Source organism: Streptomyces sp. NPDC002680 (genome assembly GCF_042889145.1).
In the GTDB taxonomy this organism is placed as follows: Bacteria; Actinomycetota; Actinomycetes; order Streptomycetales; family Streptomycetaceae; genus Streptomyces; species Streptomyces adonidis.
In genome coordinates this window covers 252,042-274,294 of the sequence record NZ_JBIAQP010000002.1, presented here as the reverse complement: position 1 = coordinate 274,294, position 22,253 = coordinate 252,042, and the positions used below count along the sequence as shown (strand labels likewise).

At 68.1% G+C, this 22,253-nt stretch carries 19 protein-coding genes and 1 riboswitch; of the genes, 12 read left to right on the top strand and 7 right to left on the bottom strand.

Annotated elements, in window-relative coordinates; all coding sequences use genetic code 11:
- The first annotated feature begins 13 nt into the window (after positions 1-13).
- On the top strand, positions 14-1,117 hold the full coding sequence (locus tag ACFYXF_RS07840) for an RNA polymerase sigma factor SigF (RefSeq protein ID WP_389348684.1): 1,104 nt from the start codon (positions 14-16) through the stop codon (positions 1,115-1,117).
- 10 nt (positions 1,118-1,127) lie between these two features.
- On the opposite strand, the gene ACFYXF_RS07835 is transcribed toward ACFYXF_RS07840, so the two are convergent.
- On the bottom strand, positions 1,128-1,568 hold the full coding sequence (locus ACFYXF_RS07835; protein WP_389348683.1) for a hypothetical protein: 441 nt from the start codon (positions 1,566-1,568) through the stop codon (positions 1,128-1,130).
- Positions 1,569-1,752: 184 nt separating this feature from the next.
- Here ACFYXF_RS07835 and ACFYXF_RS07830 point away from each other — a divergent pair, with 184 nt between their 5' ends.
- Together ACFYXF_RS07830 and ACFYXF_RS07825 are read left to right on the top strand one after the other, a co-directional pair.
- Positions 1,753-2,721, top strand: a complete 969-nt coding sequence (locus ACFYXF_RS07830) for a diacylglycerol/lipid kinase family protein (RefSeq protein WP_389348682.1) — start codon at positions 1,753-1,755, stop codon at positions 2,719-2,721.
- Positions 2,722-3,040: 319 nt separating this feature from the next.
- Complete coding sequence (locus ACFYXF_RS07825) at positions 3,041-3,298, top strand: WhiB family transcriptional regulator (protein WP_006380970.1); 258 nt, start codon at positions 3,041-3,043, stop codon at positions 3,296-3,298.
- A 171-nt stretch (positions 3,299-3,469) separates the two neighbouring features.
- On the opposite strand, the gene ACFYXF_RS07820 is transcribed toward ACFYXF_RS07825, so the two are convergent.
- Complete coding sequence (locus tag ACFYXF_RS07820; protein WP_389348681.1) at positions 3,470-4,945, bottom strand: sensor histidine kinase; 1,476 nt, start codon at positions 4,943-4,945, stop codon at positions 3,470-3,472.
- Between the two features lie 453 nt (positions 4,946-5,398).
- On the bottom strand, positions 5,399-6,091 hold the full coding sequence (locus ACFYXF_RS07815; protein WP_389349004.1) for a TetR/AcrR family transcriptional regulator: 693 nt from the start codon (positions 6,089-6,091) through the stop codon (positions 5,399-5,401).
- Between the two features lie 89 nt (positions 6,092-6,180).
- On the opposite strand from ACFYXF_RS07815, the gene ACFYXF_RS07810 reads away from it, so the two are divergent.
- Both ACFYXF_RS07810 and nagB read left to right on the top strand, forming a co-directional pair.
- Positions 6,181-6,933, top strand: coding sequence for an SDR family oxidoreductase (locus ACFYXF_RS07810; RefSeq protein WP_389348680.1), 753 nt, complete (start codon positions 6,181-6,183; stop codon positions 6,931-6,933).
- 153 nt (positions 6,934-7,086) lie between these two features.
- The gene (nagB, locus tag ACFYXF_RS07805) at positions 7,087-7,872 is read left to right on the top strand and encodes a glucosamine-6-phosphate deaminase (RefSeq protein WP_389348679.1); all 786 of its coding nucleotides are present in this window, start codon (positions 7,087-7,089) and stop codon (positions 7,870-7,872) included.
- A gap of 132 nt (positions 7,873-8,004) precedes the next feature.
- Here the strand turns inward: nagB and ACFYXF_RS07800 are convergent, their stop codons facing one another.
- The 4 genes from ACFYXF_RS07800 to ACFYXF_RS07785 form a co-directional block, all read right to left on the bottom strand.
- On the bottom strand, positions 8,005-9,486 hold the full coding sequence (locus ACFYXF_RS07800; protein ID WP_389348678.1) for a glycoside hydrolase family 3 protein: 1,482 nt from the start codon (positions 9,484-9,486) through the stop codon (positions 8,005-8,007).
- A 9-nt stretch (positions 9,487-9,495) separates the two neighbouring features.
- Positions 9,496-10,374, bottom strand: a complete 879-nt coding sequence (locus ACFYXF_RS07795; protein WP_389348677.1) for a carbohydrate ABC transporter permease — start codon at positions 10,372-10,374, stop codon at positions 9,496-9,498.
- A complete protein-coding gene (locus tag ACFYXF_RS07790; protein WP_389348676.1) occupies positions 10,371-11,369 on the bottom strand; it encodes a carbohydrate ABC transporter permease in 999 nt (332 codons plus the stop codon). The genes ACFYXF_RS07795 and ACFYXF_RS07790 overlap by 4 nt, the downstream gene beginning before the upstream one ends.
- 159 nt (positions 11,370-11,528) lie before the next feature.
- Positions 11,529-12,812, bottom strand: a complete 1,284-nt coding sequence (locus ACFYXF_RS07785) for an extracellular solute-binding protein (RefSeq protein WP_389348675.1) — start codon at positions 12,810-12,812, stop codon at positions 11,529-11,531.
- 400 nt (positions 12,813-13,212) lie between these two features.
- Between ACFYXF_RS07785 and ACFYXF_RS07780 the strand changes: the two genes are divergently transcribed.
- From ACFYXF_RS07780 to ACFYXF_RS07750, 7 genes are all read left to right on the top strand, one after another.
- Complete coding sequence (locus ACFYXF_RS07780) at positions 13,213-13,977, top strand: GntR family transcriptional regulator (protein WP_369035883.1); 765 nt, start codon at positions 13,213-13,215, stop codon at positions 13,975-13,977.
- Positions 13,978-14,134: 157 nt separating this feature from the next.
- Positions 14,135-16,270: a carbon starvation CstA family protein gene (locus tag ACFYXF_RS07775; RefSeq protein WP_389348674.1), complete on the top strand. Its 2,136-nt coding sequence runs from the start codon at positions 14,135-14,137 to the stop codon at positions 16,268-16,270.
- Positions 16,245-16,442, top strand: a complete 198-nt coding sequence (locus tag ACFYXF_RS07770; protein ID WP_389348673.1) for a YbdD/YjiX family protein — start codon at positions 16,245-16,247, stop codon at positions 16,440-16,442. Before ACFYXF_RS07775 ends, ACFYXF_RS07770 begins: the two co-directional genes overlap by 26 nt.
- A 118-nt stretch (positions 16,443-16,560) precedes the next feature.
- Positions 16,561-16,812: a DUF3311 domain-containing protein gene (locus ACFYXF_RS07765; protein WP_389348672.1), complete on the top strand. Its 252-nt coding sequence runs from the start codon at positions 16,561-16,563 to the stop codon at positions 16,810-16,812.
- On the top strand, positions 16,809-18,437 hold the full coding sequence (mctP, locus tag ACFYXF_RS07760; protein ID WP_389348671.1) for a monocarboxylate uptake permease MctP: 1,629 nt from the start codon (positions 16,809-16,811) through the stop codon (positions 18,435-18,437). The genes ACFYXF_RS07765 and mctP overlap by 4 nt, the downstream gene beginning before the upstream one ends.
- Before the next feature lie 197 nt (positions 18,438-18,634).
- Positions 18,635-18,710: riboswitch (cobalamin riboswitch) on the top strand.
- A 147-nt stretch (positions 18,711-18,857) separates the two neighbouring features.
- Positions 18,858-21,230 (top strand): ribonucleoside-diphosphate reductase subunit alpha, encoded by a 2,373-nt coding sequence (locus ACFYXF_RS07755; RefSeq protein ID WP_389348670.1) that lies wholly within the window; start codon positions 18,858-18,860, stop codon positions 21,228-21,230.
- Positions 21,230-22,243 (top strand): ribonucleotide-diphosphate reductase subunit beta, encoded by a 1,014-nt coding sequence (locus ACFYXF_RS07750; protein WP_235474946.1) that lies wholly within the window; start codon positions 21,230-21,232, stop codon positions 22,241-22,243. The genes ACFYXF_RS07755 and ACFYXF_RS07750 overlap by 1 nt, the downstream gene beginning before the upstream one ends.
- Positions 22,244-22,253 lie beyond the last annotated feature (10 nt).

Here is a 22,253-nt window from a genome sequence, read left to right as displayed (position 1 = left end):
CGGGGACGGGCCGGTGCGGGACGAAGAGCGCGGCACACGGGAGCTGCCCGCGGCGGGCAGCGGCGGCCCCGACGGGCCGCGGGACACGGCGGACGCCATTTCCGGCATCGCCGGCGTCTCCGGCATCCCCGAGCAGGCCCGGCCGCACCCGGAGGACGACCCCTCGGAGGCCGGCTTCATGGACGACGGGCAGCTGGATCGGGAAGGTGCCGTGCAGAGTGCGCCCCTGGAAGGGCCAAGCGAGGTCTCCCCTGTTCGAGCTGATGCGCGAATTCGGGGAAGGTCGACGGGCGGGACGATGAGCGAGCACGAACGAGACGACGCGCAGGGCGCACAGACGGCGCAGGCCACACAGCACTCCCCGACGGACCGCAGCGGAGCGCGTGCCCTGTTCGTCGAGCTGCGTGAGCTGGAGGACGGCAGTGCCGCGTACGCGGAGCTCCGCAACCGGCTGGTCCGTATGCACCTCCCGCTCGTCGAGCACCTCGCGCGCCGCTTCCGCAACCGCGGCGAGCCGCTGGACGACCTCACCCAGGTCGCGACCATCGGCCTGATCAAGTCGGTCGACCGCTTCGACCCGGACCGCGGGGTCGAGTTCTCGACCTACGCGACCCCGACGGTCGTCGGCGAGATCAAGCGGCACTTCCGGGACAAGGGCTGGGCGGTCCGCGTCCCGCGCAGGCTCCAGGAGCTGCGTCTCTCGCTCACCACGGCGACGGCGGAGCTGTCGCAGCGGCACGGCCGCTCCCCCACCGTCCACGAGCTGGCCGAGAAGCTCGGCATCTCGGAGGAGGAGGTCCTGGAGGGCCTGGAGTCGGCCAACGCCTACTCCACGCTGTCCCTGGACGTCCCCGACACGGACGACGAGTCCCCGGCGGTCGCGGACACACTGGGCGCGTACGACGAGGCCCTGGAGGGCGTCGAGTACCGCGAGTCGCTCAAGCCGCTCCTTGAGGACCTCCCGCCGCGCGAGAAGCGGATCCTGCTGCTGCGCTTCTTCGGCAACATGACGCAGTCGCAGATCGCGCAGGAGGTCGGCATCTCCCAGATGCACGTCTCCAGGCTGCTGGCCCGGACCCTGGCCCAGCTGCGCGAGAAGCTGCTCGTCGAGGAGTAGGCCTCAGCCGCTATTCCGACGCCCTGCCGGGCCCCCGGATCCCGAGGGCCCGGGTCGTCTCCTGGTTCACCAGCAGCACCAGCGCGGTGACCGCCACGACACCCAGCACGATCCCGCCCGGAATGGCCATGCTGTCGGCCCGGAGCAGGTTGTAGGCCACGGGCAGCGCCATGATCTGCGTGATCACGGCCGGCCCCCGGCTCCAGCTCCGCCGCCCCAGCAGCCCACGCGCGGCGAGCAACGGCAGCAGCGCGAGCACGATCAACGTGACACCCCCGGTGACGGCCTGCTGCCGGTCGTCCGCGTCACCAGTGATCCCCAGTACGAGGATGAGAACTCCCCCGACGACCAGGGCAAGCCCCTCCAGCCCGGCGAGCACGGCGGCGGCGGTCAGCCGCAGAGGCCTGGGCTCTTCGGCGGTTTCGGGGATGGGGGTCTGCTCAGCACTCACCCCAGAAGGGTAGCCCTGGACAACGACGGCGCTCAGCCCGCGCCCCATAGGGGCGCGGGGAACTGCGCGACCAGCCACAACGCACCCGCGACCAAAACACAGCGCCCCTGTTCACGCCTCCCAACTCTTACTGATCCCTAACCTGCCCTGGGCCGAGTACCACCGGGTAGGTACCCTGCTTCGCATGCGTGCACTTCTCGTGGTCAATCCGGCGGCTACCACCACAAGCGCACGTACGCGCGATGTGCTGACCCATGCTCTCGCGAGCGAGATGAAACTCGAGGCGGTCACCACCGAGTACCGGGGCCACGCGCGTGACCTCGGCCGGCAGGCGGCGGACAGCAAGGACATCGACCTGGTCGTCGCCCTCGGCGGCGACGGAACGGTCAACGAGGTCGTGAACGGGCTCCTGCACAACGGCCCCGACCCGGACCGGCTGCCCCGCCTCGCCGTGGTCCCCGGCGGCTCCACGAACGTCTTCGCCCGCGCCCTCGGCCTGCCCAACGACGCCGTGGAGGCCACCGGCGTCCTGCTGGACGCCCTGCGCGAGGAACGGGAGCGCACGGTGGGCCTCGGGATGGCGAAGGGGACACCGGGCACCGAGGACGAGTCCGTGCCGGAGCGCTGGTTCACGTTCTGCGCCGGTCTGGGATTCGACGCCGGTGTGATCGGGCGGGTGGAACAGCAGCGCGAACGCGGCAGGAAATCCACACACTCCCTTTACCTGCGCCAGGCCGCGCGCCAATTCCTGGGAGAGGCCAATCGCCGGCACGGCACGATCACACTGGAACAACCGGGCGAGGACCCCGTTACCGATCTTGTGCTGTCCATAGTCTGCAACACGTCCCCTTGGACGTTTCTGGGCAATCGCCCGGTGTACGCGTCACCTAAGGCCTCGTTCGATACAGGGCTCGACGTACTCGGTCTCAGCCGGATGTCGACAGCCGCGGTTGCCCGGTATGGCATGCAGTTGCTCACTTCGTCCCCCGAACGGGGACCCCATGGCAGGCATGCAACGTCCCTGCACGACCTGACCGACTTCACCTTGCATTCGAAGGCGCCTCTACCCCTCCAGATGGACGGCGACCACCTTGGACTGCGAACGAGCGTGACGTTCACAGGCGTACGCCGTGCACTGCGTGTGATTGTGTGAGCGGAACGGGCTAAAGTCCTTCCACTCGAACGTTTAGGCCAGGGTCCACCCCATGGAAGTACGGCTGTGACCGAGCCGACACCGAGGAATCAAAAAAAACTTTCCGGTAGGGGTTGTATCCGCCGCTGAGGTTTGCGAGTCTCTACGTGGCGCTCGGGACGGCCCGCAACACCGGCCACCACAGAGAGCCAGAACCCCTCCTCACTTCACAGGACCACATCAGTCCGTCTGATGATCGGCCCTTCACTTGTTGAGGGATTCGTGAAAGCGTTCACATTCACAAGCAACGTGCATGTAATACCAAGGAGAGGTAGCAGCCATGGACTGGCGTCACAACGCCGTTTGCCGCGAGGAAGACCCCGAGCTCTTCTTCCCCATCGGCAACACCGGTCCTGCGCTGCTGCAGATCGAGGAAGCCAAGGCCGTCTGCCGCCGCTGCCCCGTCATGGAGCAGTGCCTGCAGTGGGCGCTTGAGTCCGGCCAGGACTCCGGCGTCTGGGGTGGTCTCAGCGAGGACGAGCGCCGCGCCATGAAGCGCCGCGCCGCCCGCAACCGGGCCCGTCAGGCCACCGCCTGACAACCCACCCCGTAACAGCCTGAGCTTGGCGGCGCGTACAGCGAGTACGCATCTCCCGCCCCCGAGCCGCAGCGCGCAGTGCCCCCGATGCGCATAGCAACGAGCATATGAGCCCCGGACCATCCCATGGTCCGGGGCTCATTGTTGTGCCTTGTACGGGATTCGCCGTGCCTACTTGGTGGCACGCACCGGGACGTCGAGGATCACCTGCGTGCCCCGCTCGGGCGCCGGCACCATGTCGAACGTGCCGCCCAACTCCCCCTCCACCAGCGTCCGTACGATCTGCAGACCGAGGTTGCCCGAGCGGTGCGGGTCGAAGCCCTCGGGGAGGCCGACGCCGTCGTCCTGGACGGTGACGAGGAGGCGGGCCTCCTTGCTCGTGCCGCCGCGGACCGCCGAGACCTCGACCGTGCCGGTCTCGCCCGGCCCGAAGCCGTGTTCCAGGGCGTTCTGCAGGATCTCGGTCAGCACCATGGAGAGCGGCGTGGCGACCTCCGCGTCCAGGATGCCGAAGCGCCCGCTGCGCCGGGCGGTGACCGTGCCCGGCGAGATCTCGGCGACCATCGCGAGTACGCGGTCGGCGATCTCGTCGAACTCCACGCGTTCGTCCAGGTTCTGGGAGAGCGTCTCGTGCACGATCGCGATGGATCCGACCCGCCGTACGGCCTCCTCCAGGGCCTCGCGCCCGCGCTCGGAGTCGATGCGCCGGGCCTGGAGGCGCAACAGGGCGGCCACTGTCTGGAGGTTGTTCTTGACCCGGTGGTGGATCTCCCGGATGGTCGCGTCCTTGGTGATCAACTCGCGCTCGCGGCGGCGCAGTTCGGTGACGTCCCGGAGCAGGACGAGCGAACCGATGCGGGTGCCCTTGGGCTTGAGGGGGATCGCCCGGAACTGGATGACCCCGTCGCCGGACTCGATCTCGAACTCGCGCGGCGCCCACCCGCTGGCGACCTTGGCGAGCGCCTCGTCCACCGGCCCCCGGGTCGGGGCGAGTTCCGCGGTGGTCATGCCCAGATGATGGCCGACGAGGTCGGAGGCCAGGCCGAGGCGGTGGTACGCGGACAGCGCGTTCGGCGAGGCGTACTGGACGACGCCATCGGCGTCGAGGCGGATCAGTCCGTCGCCGACGCGCGGCGAGGCGTCCATGTCGACGACCTGGTTCGAGAAGGGGAACGATCCGGCGGCGATCATCTGGGCCAGGTCGGAGGCGCTCTGGAGATACGTCAGTTCCAGGCGGCTCGGGGTGCGGACGGTGAGGAGGTTGGTGTTGCGGGCGATGACCCCGAGGACGCGCCCTTCCCGGCGGACGGGGATCGACTCGACGCGGACAGGGACCTCTTCACGCCATTCCGGGTCGCCCTCGCGCACGATCCGGCCCTCGTCCAGGGCCGCGTCCAGCAGCGGGCGGCGGCCACGGGGGACGAGGTGGCCGACCATGTCGTCCTGGTACGAGGTCGGGCCGGTGTTGGGCCGCATCTGGGCGACCGAGACATAGCGGGTGCCGTCACGCGTGGGGACCCACAGGACGAGGTCGGCGAAGGAGAGGTCGGAGAGCAGTTGCCACTCCGACACCAGCAGGTGCAGCCACTCCAGGTCGGAGTCGCTGAGCGCGGTGTGCTGGCGTACGAGTTCGTTCATGGAGGGCACGTGTGCGAGCGTACCCGGCGGTTCGGACATGGCCTGAAACCGTGGCTGACGGGAAGGTTCGAAAGAGGCCCGGAAACACCCGCGGGCCGCGGCGCCTGAGAGGGACCCTCAACCCTCCCGGCACCGCAGCCCGGAGCAGCAACGGCCGTGGGGTGTGCGGTCCCAGTCGGCCGATGGATGAGGAGCCGGCGCAGTCAGGGCAGAGAGCCCCGGTTCCTCGATCCGCCTTCCTGTGCGGGGAAGACGGAGGCTCTGGTCGTACATGCAGCTGGTCGTATCTACAGCTGATCGATCGTACGTTTCTCTACGCATTGTGGACTAGACCACAAGCCGTGTCCATGCGTTGAAGAGTGTTTGTTGCTGTGTCTTCGCGAGCACTTCGGATGCCTCAAGGCCGCCCGTTGGAACTAGTCGGACGTCCCAGGATCCACCATGCAGCCTAGCCCTGTTGGTTCATGTGCGGGGCCAGATCGCCATGGCAATTTCGGCGACCGCCTCCAGCTCTTCCCGGCTCGCGCCGTCGCGGGCCTGTTGCGACATTCCCTGGAGAACCGCCCCGGCGTACCGGGCGAGCGCGGCGGCATCGGTTCCGGCGGGCAGCTCCCCCGCCGCGACATCCTCTTCCATACGACTCTCGAAGGCGGCGATGTTCGCGTTGCGCCGCTCACGCAGGGACGCCTCGACCTCGGGGGTCGTGCAGTTGGTGGCCGCGTGGATGACCAGACAGCCGTGCGGATGGCCGGGGTCCGTGTACTCGGCGGCGGCTTCCTTGAGCATCCGCCCGATGGCGGCCCGGGCGGTGGGCTCCTCGGCGAGGGCGCGGTCACCGAAGGCTCCGTGCTTCACCCCGTACGCCTGCACGACCTCGGCGAAGAGGGACTGCTTGTCGCCGAACGCCGCGTACAGGCTCGGGGCGCCGATGCCCATGACTCGGGTGAGGTCGGAGACGGAGGTCGCCTCGTACCCGCGCTCCCAGAAGGCGAGGACCGCCTGCTCCAGCGCGGTTTCGCGGTCGAAGGAGCGGGGGCGGCCACGCGGCTTGGCCACGGGTGCGGATGCGGATGCGGCCCCGGATGCCGCCGCGGATACCGCTGCGGATGCGGACTTCGCCCTGGTCCGGGGCTTCTCGTTCACCATGGAGTGGATTCTATAGCGGGCACTAGCTAAATGTCCGAGCCGTGTTGTACGGTTTTTTCTGTAGCGGCCACTAGGTAAATGCGAGGGGGACGTCGGTCATGGGTGTGCTCACGGGCAGGACTGCGCTGGTCACGGGCGCGAGCAGGGGGATCGGGCGGGGGATCGCCGAGCGGTTGGGGCGGGACGGAGCTCGGGTCGCGGTGCACTACGGACGGGACGAGGCCGCCGCGAAGGAGACGGTCGCCACGATCGAGGCGGCGGGCGGTTCGGCGTTCACCATCGGGGTCGAGCTGGGGCGGCCGGGAGACGCCGAGGCGGTGTGGGAGGCGTTCGACCAGCGGGCGGAGGGGCTGGACATCCTGGTCAACAACGCCGGGATCGGGACGTCGGCGCCGATCGAGGAGATCGACGAGGAGGAGTACGACAGGGTCTTCGCGGTGAATGTGAAGGCGCCGTACTTCATCGCCAAGCACGGCCTCGACCGACTGCGGGACGGCGGGCGGGTCATCAACATCTCCTCGGGCCTGGCCCGCTCCGCCGGGATGCCGAACCTCATGGCGTACTCCATGACCAAGGGTGCGCTGGACGTCCTCAGCCGGGACCTGTCCAAGCTGCTGGGCGGCAGGGGGATCACGGTGAACTCGGTCGCCCCGGGAATCATCGACACGGACAACACGGCCGAGCTGCTGCACTCGACCGAGGACGGGTGGGCGGAGGCGGCGGCGATATCGGCGCTGGGGCGAGTGGGGGCGCCGGCGGATGTGGCGGACGTGGTCGCGTTCCTCGCGTCGGACGGCGGTCGGTGGGTGACCGGGAGCTGGGTGGATGTGACGGGAGGTTCACTGACATAGGACCTGGGCCGGGGAACCCCGTTCTGTTAGATTGGTCTAAACCACATCGTTCCCCTATGTCTCCCTCCAGGTCTCGGTCGAGTCCTCTACTGAGACTGCTACCGAGACCTCTACTGAAGACGTACGTCGTCACTCCAGATCGGCAGGCCCAGCGTGGAAGTTGTCATCGTTCCGGACGCCAAGGCGGGTGGCGAGCTGATCGCCGGGGCCATGGCACAGCTGCTCCGGCACAAGCCGACCGCCCTGCTCGGCGTGGCCACCGGCTCGACCCCGCTGCCCATCTACCAGGCGCTCGCGGCACAGGTGAGTTCCGGTGCCGTGGACGTGTCCCGGGCGCGAATAGCCCAGCTCGACGAGTACGTGGGGCTGCCGGCCAAGCATCCGGAGTCCTACCGTTCGGTGCTGCGGCGCGAGGTGCTGGAGCCGCTCGGGATCGGGATGGACGCGTTCATGGGGCCCGACGGGACCGCCGAGGACGTGCGGGGGGCGTGCGAGGCGTACGACAGGGCGCTGGCCGAGGCCGGCGGGGTCGACCTCCAGTTGCTGGGGATCGGGACCGACGGGCACATCGGGTTCAACGAGCCGTGTTCCTCGCTCGCCTCGCGGACCCGGATCAAGACGTTGACCGAGCAGACCCGGATCGACAACGCGCGGTTCTTCGACGGGGACATCGGGCAGGTGCCGCACCATGTGATCACGCAGGGGATCGGGACGATTCTGGAGGCTCGGCACTTGGTGCTGCTCGCGACGGGCGAGGGTAAGGCTGATGCCGTCGCGGCGACTGTGGAGGGGCCTGTTGCTGCGGTGTGTCCTGCGTCGGCGCTGCAGTTGCATCCGCATGCGACTGTGGTGGTCGATGAGGGGGCCGCTTCCAAGTTGAAGCTGGCGGATTATTTTCGGCACACCTTTGTCAACAAGCCTGACTGGCAAGGGATCTAAGCGTCTGCCGGGTTCGGTTCTCGGGTGGCTGCGGGTCCGCTGTGGCTTGTCGCGCAGTTCCCCGCGCCCCTAAAAGACAAAAGCGGCGCCGGGCCCCCGTGGAGAGGGACCGGCGCCTGTGTCGTCGTACGGCTACTCCCCCGCGATGAACTCCGCCGCCGCCACGCCGCAGACTCTGGCCGCGCCGTGGGTTGCCAGGTGTAGGGCGCCTCGTCGAGGAGCCTGGGGGACGCCCATCTCCACGACGATCGTGTCGGGGCGGGCGGACAGGACTGTGTCGAGGGCGGCCGACATCCAGGGGTGGCGGTGTTCGTCTCGGACCACGGCGACGACGCGGCTCGGGCCCGCCTCGGTCAGGGCCGCGTGGCCCGCGTTCTCGCCGGTGAAGGTGCCGGTGCGGGTGCCGGGGAGGAGGCGTGCCAGCTCCGCTGCCACACCCCATGGGGTCTCGTTGCCGACGGCGAAGTTCGCCACGGGGGTGAAGGCGGCCACGTACGGGGGTTCCCGGAGGGGTTCATAGGGCTCGGGGTGCGTTGCCTTCAGGGCTCGGCGGGCCGCTGTGAGGCCTACGTCCGTGGGGGCCGTGTCGGAGGGCTGCGGTGTCGAGGCCGTCCAGCGGGACAGGGCGCGGACTCGTTCGGCCGCGTCCGCCAGGCGTTCTTCCGGGAGTTCGCCGGTGCGGACGGCGTTGACCAGGGCGTCGCGCAGGCTGCGTACCGTCTCGTCGTCCGCGAGGCCGCCGCCCACGCAGATGGCGTCGGCGCCGGCGGCGATGGCGAGGACGCTGCCGCGTTCGATGCCGTAGGTGCCCGCGATGGCCTGCATCTCCATGCCGTCGGTGACGATCAGGCCGGTGTAGCCGAGTTCGCCGCGGAGGAGGTCGGTGAGGACGGGGTGGGAGAGGGTGGCCGGGCGGTCGGGGTCGAGGGAGGGGATCAGGATGTGAGCGCTCATGATCGCCCTGGTGCCGGCCTCGATCGCGGCACGGAAGGGGGCGAGTTCGCGGTCGACCACTACCGAGCGGCTCGCGTCGATGCGTGGGAGGGCGTGGTGGGAGTCGACCGAGGTGTCGCCGTGGCCCGGGAAGTGCTTCGTGCAGGCAGCGACGCCCGCCGTCTGGAGACCGGTGACGTAGGCGGCCGTGTGCCGGGCGACCAGCTCCGGGTCGGCGCCGAAGGAGCGGACGCCGATGACGGGGTTGGCGGGGTTGGAGTTGACGTCGGCGGAGGGGGCCCAGTTGAGATTGACCCCGCAGACGCGGAGGCGGTGGCCGAGTTCGTGCGCCACCTCGCGCGTCAGCTGGACGTCGTCGATCGCGCCGAGGGCGTGGTTGCCGGGGAAGGAGGAGCCGGTGCGGACCTCCAGGCGGGTGACGTCGCCGCCCTCCTCGTCGATCGCGACCAGGACGTCGTCGCGTTCGGCGCGCAACTGGGCGGTCAGGGCCGTGAGTTGGGTGGGGGATGCGATGTTGCGGCCGAACAGGCCTACTGAGGCGAGGCCTTCCCCCAGGCGGCGCAGCAGCCAGTCGGGGGCGGTGGTGCCGGGGAAGCCGGGCTGAAGGACGGTGAGCGCGTCGCGGGTCAGCGTGTCGGGGCGGCGGGCGAGTGTCGTCATCGGGTGGGGTTATCCCTTCACGGCGCCCGCGGTCAGGCCCGCGGCCATCTTGCGCTGGACGAGGAGGAAGAGGACGACGATCGGCACGGCCATCATCGTGGAGCCGGCCATCATCGGGGCGTACTCGGTGCCGTGCTTGGTGGTGAAGTTGCCGAGCCAGACAGTGGCGGTCTGGTTCTTCTGGCTCATCAGCATCAGGGCGTAGAGGTACTCGTTCCAGGCCTGGATGAAGCCGTAGACCGAGGTGGCGACCAGACCGGGGGCCAGGAGGGGGAAGACCACGCGGATGAAGGCGGTGGTGCGGGAGCAGCCGTCGACCATCGCGGCCTCCTCCAGCTCCTTCGGGATGTTGACGATGAAACCGCGCAGGGTCCACACCGTGAACGGAAGGATGAAGGTGAGATAGGTGATGATCAGGCCGGTCAGCCGGTCGTACTGGCCGAGGTCGTTGAGAAGCAGGAACACGGGGATGATCATCGCGACCAGGGGGACCATCTGCACGGCCAAAATGCCGACGATGACGATCTTCCGGCCGCGGAAGGCGAAGCGCGAGATGGCGAGGGCCGCCAGCATGCCGACGACGATGCCGATCACGACGACCGTCAGGGACACGATGAGGCTGCGGCCGACCGGGCCCCAGAAGTCGGCGATGTTCAGCGCGCGGCGGAAGTTGTCGAGGGTGAATCCCGTCGGCAGCAGGCTCGGGTCGGGGTCGATCGCGTCCTTCGCCGGTTTGAACGCCGTGTTCAGCATCCAGTAGACCGGGAAACCGGCCGTCAGGAAGACGAACAGGCCCAGCAGGTTCCAGCCTGCCTTCGACTTCCGGGGCCCCGTGGTCCTTTCGGCCTTCCGGGGCACGGAGGGGGCTGTCGCGCTCAGGCCGCTCATTCGACCTCTCCGATCTTCAGCATCTGGCGCATGTAGACGGCGACGACGCCGAGCAGCAGCACCACGGTGAGCAGGGCGATCGCCGAGCCCTGGGCGTAGTCGTTGACGGCGAAGGCACGGTCGTAGGAGTAGGTGGTCAGGAGCTGGAACTCGGCCTCGGGGTGGCCGTTGCGCATCACGAACACCTGGGGGAACACACCCATGTCCCAGATCACGGACAGGGTCGTGAGCATCACGATGATCGGCTTGAGGATGGGGAGGGTGACATAACGGAAGACACCCCAGGCGCCCGCGCCGTCGAGCCGGGCCGCCTCCTCCAGTTCCTTCGGGACCTGGGTCAGCCCCGCGCCGAGCGTGATGACGACGAACGGCACCGCGCCCCAGACCACGAGGAGCATGATCACGGCCAGGCCCTGCGGTCCGCTCGCGAACCAGTTGTGACCGATCATCTCGACGCCGGGCAGCTTGCTCAGCAGCGCGTTGATGATTCCGTAGTCGGAGTCGAACAGCCACTTGAAGACGGTGGTCGCCACGATGATGGGCATGCCCCAACTGGCCACCAGGACAATGTTGATGAGCGTCTTCATCCAGCCGCTGACCCGCTGGAGCAGCAGGGCGATCAGCATGCCGATGACCATCGTGAAGACGACACAGCCGACGGCGAAGACGATCGTGCGGACGACGACGTCCCAGAACTCGCTGTCGCCGAGCACATTGGTGAAGTTGGCGAAGCCCACCGACTCGGCCGGCTGGAAGCCCCACAGCTGGGACTGCCCGAACTTCTGGAAGGACAGGGTGACCAGACGGACGAGGGGATAGCCGAGGACCAGCACGAGGATCAGCAGACAGGGGGCCAGCAGGGCCCACGGAATCGCGGCGGCGCCCATGGCCGTCCGCTTTCTCCGTGGGGTGTCCGGGCCGGTCGGCGGTGATGGCGGCGCGTGCCGTGTCGACGGCGGCAGCTTGGCGGGGGTGGTCGTATCAGCGGCAGTCATCCGCGCGCTCCTCAGCGGTCCCTCTGGTCGTACGGTCGTTGCGGTCGTGGCAGTCGTCCAGGTCCTGCGTGTGTCGAGCAGGACCTGTGTGTGGCGAGCAGGTCCTGCCTGTGGCGAGCGAGCGGGGCCCTCCCCGTGACAGGGCCCCGCCTCGGTCCGCTACTTGACGTTGATGACCTTGTCGATCGCCGCGTCCGCTTCCTTCGCGGCCTCCTCGACCGTCTTCTTGCCGGTGCCGATGCTCTGCAGCATCGTCTGGAGGATCTGGGCCTTCTCGACCTGGCCCCAGCCCGGTGCCATCGGCACGAACCAGTTGGACTCGGCCGCCGTGGCCGGGACCGCCGTCGCCGGGTCGCTCTTCAGCGTGGCGAGGTCGGTCTTGTTGTTGGGCAGGTTGCCCTTGGCCATCAGGCCCTTCTGGCCGCTGGCGCCGGTGTAGGCGTTGATCCACTCGGCGGCGACCGTCTGCGCGTCCGACTTCACCGGGATGGCGAGGTCCGAACCGCCCAGGAACACCGGCATGTTCTTGCCGGACGGGCCGGGCATGACGAAGTTCTCCAGGTTGCCCTTGAGCTTGCCGGTCTTGTCGTTCTCCGGCGCCTCGGCGGTCGCGCCCTCCCAGGCGGCGGCGAAGATCATGCTGGTCTTGCCCTGGCCGTAGACGATGTAACGGTCGGACTCGTCCTTGGTCTTGTCACCGTGCATGTACTTGTCGATGACGTTCTTGAACTCCGTGAGGCCCTTGACGGACTCCGGCGAGGAGAGGTTGGCCTTCCATTCGCCGCCCGACTCCTCGGCGATCGAGCCGCCGGCGTCGTAGACGAAGGACATGGCGGCGTACCAGTCGCGGGTGGGCTGGTACCAGGCGTTGTACTTGTCGCCCTCCTTCCTCTGGATCTTGTCCAGGGCGGAGGTGAGTTCGGCGTAGGTCGTCGGCACCGACTTGACGCCGACCGAAGCGGCCACGTCCTTGCGCCAGTTGGCGACACGGCCACCGGCGTAGTAGGGGACGCCGTACGTCTTGCCGTCGTAGGTGACGGAGGCCTTGAGGCCGTCGAGCCAGGCGGCGGAGTTCTCGAACTTCGCCGGGTCGACGGGGGCGAAGGCACCCTTGACCATGTAGCTGAGCATCTCGGTGTTGCCCATCTCGACCACGTCGGGCGCCTTGTCGGTGGCGAGAACGGCGTCGAGCTTGGCGTTCTTGTCGGGCCAGCCGTAGTACTCGTGGTTGATCTTGATGCCGGGGTGCTTCTTCACCAGCGCGGCGTCGGCGGCCTTCACCAGCTCGGGCCAGTTGTTCTGCGCGTCCACGGTCAGCCAGACAGTCAGTTCCTTGGCGTCCGCGCCGGTGTTGTCCGAGCTTCCGCTGTCACTGTCCCCGCATGCCGCGATGGAGACCATCATGCCCGCGATACCGATCGCGGCTATCAGCTTGCGCTTCACGCCACCCTCCTCAGGGACCTGGACCAATGGTGTAGACCAGTAGGCGGAGCTTGGCTCAGACCAAACTGCGTGTCAAGAGTCCGTGAACATCTCTGACCAGCCGTTATGCGACCTACATATGCAGGGACCTTTAAGTAAGAAGGTGGCGGAAATACCCTGCACACGCGTCCGGTTCGAGGTAGACCACTCCGAGGGAACAGTGGGGCGCGGGGTGCGTGCGGGTTTCCGAACGGTGGACTAGACCAAGGAGGGGCGTGAAGGTATACAGAGGGGATCACGGAGCGCGCGAGGGCTCGTAGAGACCATTCACAGGTCAATCGCCGCGTGAGCCGTGTCACGATGTGGGCGTGGACCGGCGGGACGCCGGCCGTAGCGGCACCAGGAGCCGGGAAGGCGGAGCATGAGCACCGACGTGAGCAGTGCGGAGAACGAGGGTGGGGCTACCGTCCGTACCGCGCGCGTGCCCAAGTACTACCGTCTGAAGAAGCATCTGCTCGATATGACGGAGACCCAGGCACCCGGCACGCCGGTCCCGCCCGAGCGCACGCTGGCGGCGGAGTTCGACACCTCCCGTACGACCGTCCGCCAGGCCCTTCAGGAACTGGTCGTCGAGGGCCGGCTCGAACGCATCCAGGGCAAGGGCACGTTCGTCGCGAAGCCGAAGGTCTCGCAGGCGCTGCAACTCACCTCGTACACCGAGGACATGCGCGCGCAGGGTCTCGAACCCACCTCGCAGCTTCTGGACATCGGGTACATCACCGCCGACGACACGCTTGCCGAGCTGCTCGACATCACGGCGGGTGGGCGGGTGCTGCGCATCGAGCGGCTGCGGATGGCCAACGGCGAGCCGATGGCCATAGAGACCACCCATCTGTCGGCGAAGCGGTTTCCGGCGTTGCGCCGGTCGCTGGTGAAGTACACGTCCCTGTACACGGCTCTTGCCGAGGTGTACGACGTGCACCTCGCGGAGGCCGAGGAGACCATCGAGACCTCGCTGGCCACTCCGCGTGAGGCGGGGTTGCTCGGTACGGATGTGGGGTTGCCGATGCTGATGCTGTCTCGGCACTCGCTGGACAAGGACGGGTTGCCGGTGGAGTGGGTGCGGTCTGTTTATCGGGGGGATCGGTACAAGTTCGTTGCTCGGCTCAAGCGGCCTATTGAGTAGGGGCTTGATGTCCGTGAGCGGGTGCGGGTGCGTTGTGGTTGCTCGCGCCGTTCCCCGCGCCCCTAAAAGCCCTCCCGCTAGTACGTACGCGGTGTAGCGCTGGTCCTCTTGTCGCACTACCGTCCTTGCGTCATCGCATGGACGGGAGGACGACCCGGTGCGCACTGCGAACACTCGAACCATCGTCATCTGGACCCTCGTCGCGCTGGTGGGCGCGACCGGGTGGTCCGTACTCGCGCTGGCGCGCGGCGAGGAGGTCTCGGCCGCGTGGATGGTCGCGGCGGCCCTCGGCTCGTACGCCATCGCCTATCGCTTCTACTCGAAGTTCATCGCGTACAAGGTGCTCAAGGTCGACAGGACCCGGGCCACCCCCGCCGAACGTCTCGACAACGGCATCGACTTCCATCCGACCGACCGGCGTGTGCTGCTCGGTCACCACTTCGCCGCCATCGCGGGCGCCGGTCCGCTGGTCGGGCCCGTACTCGCAGCGCAGATGGGGTACTTGCCCGGCACGATCTGGATCATCGTGGGCGTCATCTTCGCGGGCGCCGTCCAGGACATGGTCGTGCTGTTCTTCTCGACTCGGCGCGACGGACGTTCGCTCGGGCAGATGGCCCGGGAGGAGATCGGGCCGTTCGGCGGGGCGGCGGCGCTGGTCGCCGCGTTCGCCATCATGATCATCCTGCTGGGTGTGCTGGCCCTGGTCGTCGTGAACGCGCTGGCCGCCTCGCCGTGGGGCACCTTCTCCATCGGCATGACCATCCCGATCGCCCTGCTGATGGGCTTCTACCTGCGCGTCCTGCGGCCGGGGCGGGTCACCGAGGTCTCGCTGATCGGCGTGGCGCTGCTGCTGCTCGCGCTGGTCGCCGGGCGCTGGGTCGCCGAGTCGTCGTGGGCCGACACCTTCACCCTGGCGCCCTCGACACTGGTCGTCTGGCTGGTGGCGTACGGGTTCATCGCGTCGATCCTGCCCGTGTGGATGCTGCTGGCCCCGCGCGACTACCTCTCCACGTTCATGAAGATCGGCACGATCGGGCTGCTGGCGATCGGTGTCATCGTCACGCTCCCCACACTCAGGATGGACCCGGTCACCGACTTCGCCTCGCGCGGCGACGGGCCCGTCTTCGCGGGTTCGCTCTTCCCGTTCGTGTTCATCACCATCGCCTGCGGGGCCCTGTCCGGCTTCCATTCGCTCATCTCCTCCGGTACTACGCCGAAGATGATCCAGAAGGAGACGCAGGTCCGGATGATCGGGTACGGCTCCATGCTGATGGAGTCGTCCGTCGCCGTGATGGCGCTGATCGCCGCCTCCGTCATCGACCCGGGGCTGTACTTCGCGATGAACGCGCCCGCCGGGGTCATCGGCACCAGCGTGCAGTCGGCGTCGGAGGCGGTCGCGAACCTCGGGTACACGATCTCGCCGGACGCACTGGCCAAGGCGGCCGAACAGGTCGAGGAGGCAAGCCTGTTGTCGCGTACGGGCGGGGCGCCGACCCTCGCGGTCGGGGTCTCGGAGATCTTCTCCAAGGTGACCGGGGACGGACTGCGCGCGTTCTGGTATCACTTCGCGATCATGTTCGAGGCGCTGTTCATCCTGACCGCGCTGGACGCGGGCACCCGCGTCGGCCGGTTCATGCTCCAGGACATGCTGGGCAACCTCTACAAGCCCTTCAAGAACGTGAGTTGGAAGCCCGGGCTCGTCATCACCAGCGCGATCGTGTGCGCGCTGTGGGGCTACTTCCTCTGGGTCGGCGTGCACGAACCGCTCGGCGGGATCAACCAGCTCTTCCCGATCTTCGGCATCTCCAACCAGCTGCTCGCGGCGGTCGCGCTGGCGGTCTGCACGACACTGCTGGTGAAGTCCGGACGCCTCAAGTGGGCCTGGATCACCGGGATTCCGCTCGCCTGGGACGCGACGGTGACCTTGACCGCCAGCTGGCAGAAGGTGTTCTCCAGCGACCCGCGCGTCGGCTTCTTCAAGCAGCGGTCCGTCTACCAGGACGGCATCGACCGGGGCGAGGTCCTGGCACCGGCCAAGAGCATGGACGACATGCACACCGTCGTCACCAACTCGACGGTGGACGGCGTCCTGGCCGCCGTACTCGCGATCCTGATCGTCGTCGTGATCGTGGACGCGGCCCGGGTCTGTGTCCGGCATGTGCGCCGGCCTGCGCTGTCCACGCTGAGCGAGGCGGCCTACGTCGAGTCGAAGATCGTCGCTCCGGCCGGGCTGATCCCGACCAGGGAGGAGAAGGAGGAGGCGCGCGATGCGGTCGCTCCGACGGGTGTTTAGGGCCGTGCGCTGGTATCTGCGGGAACTCACCGACGAGTCGGCGTACGACCGCCATGTCGCGCACCTGCGCAAGGAGCAGCCGCAGGCGCCGGTGCCGACGCGGAGGGCGTTCGAGCGGATGCGGACGGAACGTCAGGAAAGGGACCCACGACAGGGTTTCCGGTGCTGCTGAGCGAATGCTTCACAGAATCGACATACCGATATGCGGACGCGGCCTTTCGCATCGCAACGCCCTCGCCTAGATTGCCTGCGCGTTACACAGATGATCACCGAGGGGACGGAGTCGCGGAATGTCACAAGGGCCTGAAGTGAGACCACCGGTGGTGACACCGGTGCGTGCGGTCATCGCCCTCTGCCTAGTCGCCCCGTTCGTGGCGATGCTGTGGGTCGGCTCCTACAGCAAGGTGGACCCCACGTTCATCGGCATCCCCTTCTTCTACTGGTACCAGATGCTGTGGGTGCTGATATCCACCGCGCTGACCATGATCGCGTACCGGCTGTGGCAGCGTGACCAGCGGGCCCGCAACGGGGGTGCCGAGTGAACGACGGCGTGAACGGCGTGGCGCTCGCCGTCTTCATCATCTTCTTCCTGGCCGTCACGGTCATCGGGTTCATGGCCGCGCGCTGGCGCAAGGCCGAGAACGCGAACAGCCTCGACGAATGGGGCCTGGGCGGGCGGTCGTTCGGCACCTGGGTCACCTGGTTCCTGCTCGGCGGCGACCTGTATACGGCCTACACCTTCGTGGCCGTACCGGCGGCGATCTACGCGGCGGGCGCGGCCGGCTTCTTCGCGGTGCCGTACACGATCCTCATCTACCCGCTGATGTTCGTGTTCCTGCCCCGTCTGTGGTCGGTCTCGCACAAGCACGGGTACGTCACCACCTCGGACTTCGTGCGTGGCCGGTTCGGCTCGAAGGGGCTGTCGCTGGCGGTCGCGGTCACCGGGATCCTGGCGACGATGCCGTACATCGCGCTCCAACTGGTCGGCATCCAGGCCGTGCTCGACGTCATGGGCGTCGGCGGCGGCGAGGACACCAACTGGTTCGTCAAGGACCTGCCGCTGCTGATCGCCTTCGGTGTGCTCGCCGCGTACACGTACTCGTCGGGTCTGCGGGCGCCCGCGCTGATCGCGTTCGTGAAGGACGCGCTGATCTACCTCGTCATCGCGGTCGCGATCATCTACATCCCGATCAAGCTGGGCGGCTTCGACGAGATCTTCAAGGCCGCGGGCGACGCCTTCTCCCAGACCAACCCGGCGACCGGCAACCCGCGCGGCGCGCTCGCTCCCGGCGAGGCCTCGCAGTGGACGTACGCCACGCTGGCGCTCGGCTCGGCGCTCGCGCTGTTCATGTACCCGCACAGCGTGACGGCGGTGCTGTCCAGCCGCAGCCGGGACGTGATCCGGCGCAACTCCACGATCCTGCCGCTGTATTCGCTGATGCTGGGGCTGCTCGGGCTGCTGGGCTTCATGGCGATCGCGGCCGGGATCAAGGTCACCAACGGGCAGTTGGCGATCCCTCAGCTCTTCGAGAGCATGTTCCCGGCCTGGTTCGCGGGTGTCGCGTTCGCGGCGATCGGCATCGGGGCGCTCGTTCCGGCGGCGATCATGTCGATTGCGGCGGCGAACCTGTTCACGCGGAACATCTACAAGGACTTCCTGAAGCCCGACGCGACTCCGGAGCAGGAGACCAAGGTCTCCAAGCTGGTCTCGCTGCTGGTGAAGGTGGGCGCGCTGGTCTTCGTCCTGACCATGGACAAGACGGTCGCGATCAACTTCCAGCTGCTGGGCGGTATTTGGATCCTGCAGACGTTCCCGGCGCTGGTCGGAGGGCTGTTCACGCGCTGGTTCCACCGGTGGGCGCTGCTGGCCGGGTGGGCGTTCGGCATGCTGTACGGGACGCTGGCGGCGTACGGGGTCGCGTCTCCTACGCAGAAGCACTTCGGGGGGAGCGCGAAGGAGATTCCGGGGATCGGGGAGATCGGGTACATCGGGCTGACGGCGTTCGTGCTGAATGTGGTCGTGACGGTGGTGCTTACGTTCGTGTTGAAGGCGCTGAAGGCGCCTGAGGGTGCGGACGAGACGGTGGCGTCGGACTACACGGCTGATGCGGGGGATCCGGGGGTCGTGGTGGAGTTGCCGCCGGCCACTGCGGGGGCCGTGCGCTGATGGCTCCGCCGGGTGCGCGGTTCTTTGTCTGCGGGCCGGTGGGGGCTTGTCGCGCAGTTCCCCGCGCCCCTTAAGGGGCGCTCCAGCGGGCCGCCGACTTTTACGGCGGCCCGCTCAACTCTCCTCTGCGACACAACATGTGGGGGTGACTGCACAGCCCGGCACAAGATGTATGCTCGTGCTCGCTGTCGCCGCAGGGGAATCCGGTGTGAATCCGGAACTGTCCCGCAACGGTGTACACGCGTATTTTTGCGCGTGTTGAGTCCGAGGACCTGTCGACAGTGCGCCCGGCCGACCGGCTCGGGCGTCTGACGTCCGGGCCTCGTGGAGTGGGCCGGTGGACGCGCGCGTACCCGTAAGGCGTTCGTGTGCCCCGCTGCCCTCCGCCAGGCCCCGTGCCGAGCGAGGGAGAGCCCCACCGTGACCATCGCGCCAGCCGAACCGGCTTCAGCGACTGCAGCGGCCCCAGTGGAGACGGACGGTCCTGGAACCGCGCTGCTGCGGATCCTGACCGAGCTGACCGCCGACCTCCCCGACGCCGACCCCGGCCGGGTCGCCGCCGCCGCGTTGCGCGGCCGGTCCTCGCGGGCCGACGAGTCGGAGTTGCGCGAGCTGGCCACCGAGGCGGCGGCCGGCCTCATCTCCGAGGACCCCGCCTACTCCCGCCTGGCCGCCAGGCTGCTGACCGTCAGCATCGCCGCCGAGGCCGCCTCGCAGGGCGTCACGACCTTCTCGGAGTCGGTCGCGGTCGGGCACCGGGAGGGCCTGATCGCCGACCGCACCGCCGAGTTCGTACGGGTGCACACGGACCGGCTCAACACCCTGATCGACGTCGACGGCGACGACCGGTTCGGGTACTTCGGGCTGCGGACCCTCCACAGCCGGTACCTCCTGCGCCACCCGATCACGCGCCGGGTCATCGAGACGCCCCAGCACTTCATGCTGCGCGTCGCGAGCGGTTTGGCGGAGGACGACACCGTCCGCGCCTTCGACGAAGTCGCCTCGCTCTACCGGCTGATGAGCCGCCTCGACTACCTCCCCTCCTCCCCCACCCTCTTCAACTCCGGTACCCGGCACCCCCAGATGTCGTCCTGCTACCTTCTCGACTCCCCGATCGACGAGCTGGACTCCATCTACGACCGCTACCACCAGGTCGCCCGCCTCTCCAAGCACGCCGGCGGCATCGGACTGTCGTACAGCCGGATTCGCTCGCGCGGGTCCCTCATCCGCGGCACCAACGGGCACTCCAACGGCATCGTGCCGTTCCTGAAGACGCTGGACGCCTCCGTCGCCGCCGTGAACCAGGGCGGCCGGCGCAAGGGTGCCGCCGCGGTGTACCTGGAGACCTGGCACTCCGACATCGAGGAGTTCCTGGAGCTGCGCGACAACACCGGTGAGGACGCCCGCCGTACGCACAACCTGAACCTCGCGCACTGGATCCCCGACGAGTTCATGCGCCGGGTGAACACGGACGCGCTCTGGTCGCTCTTCTCCCCCGCCGACGTGCCCGAACTGGTCGACCTGTGGGGCGACGAGTTCGACGCCGCCTACCGCAAGGCGGAGGCCGACGGGCTCGCCCGCAAGACCATCCCGGCCCGTGATCTGTACGGCCGCATGATGCGTACCCTCGCGCAGACCGGCAACGGCTGGATGACCTTCAAGGACGCGGCCAACCGCACCGCCAACCAGACCGCCGAGCCGGGCCACGTGGTCCACTCCTCGAACCTGTGCACCGAGATCCTGGAGGTTACGGACGACGGGGAGACGGCGGTCTGCAACCTGGGGTCCGTGAACCTGGGCGCGTTCGTCGACCAGCGGACCGGCGACCTCGACTGGGAGCGGCTGGACGAGACGGTCCGTACCGCCGTCACCTTCCTCGACCGGGTCGTCGACATCAACTTCTACCCGACCGAGCAGGCGGGCCGCTCCAACGCCCGCTGGCGCCCCGTCGGCCTGGGCGCGATGGGCCTCCAGGACGTCTTCTTCAAGCTGCGCGTCCCCTTCGACTCGCCCGAGGCCAAGGCCCTCTCCACGCGGATCGCCGAGCGCGTCATGCTCGCCGCGTACGAGGCCTCCGCCGCCCTCGCCGAGCGCAACGGCCCGCTCCCGGCCTGGGAGAAGACCCGTACGGCCCGTGGTGTGCTGCACCCCGACCACTACGACGTCGAGCTGAACTGGCCCGAGCGCTGGGCGGCCCTGCGGGAACGTATCGCCACGACCGGGATGCGCAACTCCCTGCTCCTCGCGATCGCGCCCACCGCGACCATCGCGTCGATCGCCGGTGTGTACGAGTGCATCGAGCCGCAGGTCTCCAACCTGTTCAAGCGCGAGACGCTGTCCGGCGAGTTCCTCCAGGTCAACTCCTACCTGGTCCAGGAGCTGAAGGACCTCGGCGTCTGGGACGCCCGCACCCGTGAGGCGCTGCGCGAGTCGAACGGCTCTGTGCAGGAGTTCGCCTGGATCCCGGCCGACGTACGGGCGTTGTACCGCACGGCGTGGGAGATCCCGCAGCGCGGGCTCATCGACATGGCCGCCGCCCGGACCCCGTTCCTGGACCAGGCCCAGTCCCTGAACCTGTTCCTGGAGACGCCGACCATCGGCAAGCTCTCCTCGATGTACGCGTACGCCTGGAAGTCGGGCCTGAAGACGACGTACTACCTGCGCTCACGCCCGGCGACGAGGATCGCCCGCGCCGCGCAGGCCCAGACCCCGATCCCCGTGCAGGCCACGGCTGACGAAGACGCCGTCGCCTGCTCCCTTGAGAACCCCGAGTCCTGCGAGGCCTGCCAGTAATGACCACCGAAGCCAAGAACCTTCTCGACCCGGGCTTCGAGCTCACCCTGCGCCCCATGCGCTACCCGGACTTCTACGAGCGCTACCGGGACGCGATCAAGAACACCTGGACCGTCGAGGAGGTCGACCTCCACTCGGACGTCGCCGACCTGGCGAAGCTGTCCGAGGGCGAGCAGCACATGATCGGCCGGCTGGTCGCGTTCTTCGCGACGGGCGACTCGATCGTGGCGAACAACCTCGTGCTGACGCTGTACAAGCACATCAACTCCCCCGAGGCGCGCCTGTATCTCTCCAGGCAACTCTTCGAGGAGGCCGTGCACGTCCAGTTCTATCTGACGCTGCTCGACACCTATCTCCCCGACCCGGAGGACCGGGCCGCCGCCTTCGACGCGGTGGAGAACATCCCGTCCATCCGCGAGAAGGCCGAGTTCTGCTTCAAGTGGATCAACGAGGTCGAGAAGCTGGAGAGCCTGCAGACCCAGGCCGACCGCCGCCGCTTCCTGCTCAACCTGATCTGCTTCGCCGCGTGCATCGAAGGCCTGTTCTTCTACGGGGCCTTCGCGTACGTCTACTGGTTCCGCAGCCGGGGTCTGCTGCACGGCCTGGCCACCGGCACCAACTGGGTGTTCCGTGACGAGACCATGCACATGAGCTTCGCGTTCGAGGTCGTCGACACGGTCCGCAAGGAGGAGCCGGAGCTGTTCGACGACCAGCTCCAGCAGCAGGTCACCGACATGATCCGCGAGGCGGTCGAGGCGGAGCTGCAGTTCGGCCGCGATCTGTGCGGTGAGGGCCTGCCGGGCATGAACACCGAGTCCATGCGCCAGTACCTGGAGTGTGTCGCCGACCAGCGTCTGGCCCGGCTGGGCTTCGCCCCGGTGTACGGCTCCGAGAACCCCTTCTCCTTCATGGAGCTGCAAGGGGTCCAGGAGCTGACCAACTTCTTCGAGCGCCGCCCGTCGGCGTACCAGGTGGCGGTGGAGGGCTCGGTGTCGTTCGACGACGAGTTCTGACACCGACTGC